This window comes from Kitasatospora sp. NPDC051702, from assembly GCF_040681575.1.
Taxonomy (GTDB): Bacteria; Actinomycetota; Actinomycetes; order Streptomycetales; family Streptomycetaceae; genus Kitasatospora.
This window is the reverse complement of sequence record NZ_JBFAZB010000109.1, coordinates 1-1,804: the sequence shown is the minus strand read 5'-3', so window position 1 is coordinate 1,804 and position 1,804 is coordinate 1. Positions and strand designations below refer to the sequence as shown.

At 70.7% G+C, this 1,804-nt stretch carries 1 protein-coding gene; it reads right to left on the bottom strand.

What is annotated here, in order from left to right:
• On the bottom strand, window positions 1-1,804 hold a 1,804-nt coding region (acs, locus tag AB0N04_RS38505; RefSeq protein WP_360223471.1), incomplete at both ends, for an acetate--CoA ligase.

Below are 1,804 nucleotides of genomic sequence, written 5' to 3'. Positions count from 1 at the left end.
TCGCCGACGACCTTGATCTGCTTGGGCTTGGCGATCGGGCCCAGGGTGCGGCCGACGTGGGCGCGCAGTTCCTCGACGAGTTCGGGGGTGTCGGTGGCCGTGCCGCGCAGGATGACGAAGGCGACGATGGCCTGGCCGGTGGTGGCGTCGGTGGCGCCGACGACCGCGGACTCGGCCACGGCGGGGTGGCCGACCAGGGCGGACTCGACCTCGGTGGTGGAGATGTTGTGGCCGGAGACGAGCATCACGTCGTCGACCCGGCCGAGGAGCCAGATGTCGCCGTCCTCGTCCTTCTTGGCGCCGTCGCCCGCGAAGTAGCGGCCTTCGAAGCGGGACCAGTAGGTGTCGATGTAGCGCTGGTCGTCGCCCCAGATGGTGCGGAGCATGGAGGGCCACGGCTCGGTCAGGACGAGGTAGCCGCCGGAGCCGTTGGGGACCTCGTTGGCCTCGTCGTCGACGACGGTGGCGGCGATGCCGGGCAGCGCGCGCTGGGCGGAGCCGGGCTTGGTCTCGGTGACACCGGGCAGCGGGCTGATCATCATCGCGCCGGTCTCGGTCTGCCACCAGGTGTCCACGATCGGGGTCCGGCCGGCGCCGATGTGCTCGCGGTACCAGATCCACGCCTCGGGGTTGATCGGCTCGCCGACGCTGCCCAGCACCCGCAGCGAGGAGAGGTCGAACTTCGCGGGGATGTCGTCGCCCCACTTCATGAACGTGCGGATCGCGGTCGGCGCGGTGTAGAGGATGGTGACGCCGTACTTCTGCACGATCTCCCAGAACCGGCCCTGGTGCGGGGTGTCCGGGGTGCCCTCGTAGACGACCTGGGTCGCGCCGTTGGCGAGCGGGCCGTAGACGATGTACGAGTGGCCGGTGACCCAGCCGATGTCCGCGGTGCACCAGTACACGTCGGTGTCCGGCTTCAGGTCGAACACCGCGTGGTGGGTGTAGGCGGCCTGGGTGAGGTAGCCGCCGGAGGTGTGCAGGATGCCCTTGGGCTTCCCGGTGGTGCCGGAGGTGTAGAGGATGAACAGCGGGTGCTCGGCCTCGTGCGCCTCGGGGGTGTGCTCGGTGGACTGGCGCGCGGTGATCTCGTGCCACCACACGTCGCGGCCCTCGGTGAAGGCGGTGTCCTGACCGGTGCGGCGCACCACCAGGACGTGTTCGACGCCGTCGACCTTGGTCAGGGCCTCGTCGATGGCGGGCTTGAGCGCGGAGGGCTTGCCGCGGCGGTAGCCGCCGTCGGCGGTGATGACGAGTTTGGCCCGGGCGTCCTGGATGCGGGAGGCGACCGCGTCGGCGGAGAAGCCGCCGAAGACCACCGAGTGGGTGGCGCCGATCCGGGCGCAGGCGAGCATCGCGATGACGGCCTCGGCGATCATCGGCAGGTAGACGGCGACCCGGTCGCCCTTGCGCACACCGAGTTCCAGCAGCGCGTTGGCGGCCTGCGAGACCTCGTCCTTGAGCTGGGCGTAGGTGATCGAGCGGCCGTCACCGGGCTCGCCCTCGAAGTGGATCGCGACCCGCTCGCCCAGGCCGTTCTCGACGTGGCGGTCCACGCAGTTGTAGGCCACGTTGAGGGTGCCGTCGGCGAACCACTTGGCGAACGGCGGGTTCGACCAGTCCAGCGTCTGGGTCGGCTCGACCTCCCAGCTCAGCCGGCGGGCCTGCTCGGCCCAGAACCCCAGACGGTCCTCGGAGGCCTGCGCGTACGCGGCCGCGGTGACGTTGGCGGCTGCGGCGAGCTCTGCCGGCGGGGCGAAACGCCGCTCCTCCTTGAGCAGGTTGGCCAGGCTCTCGTTGCTCA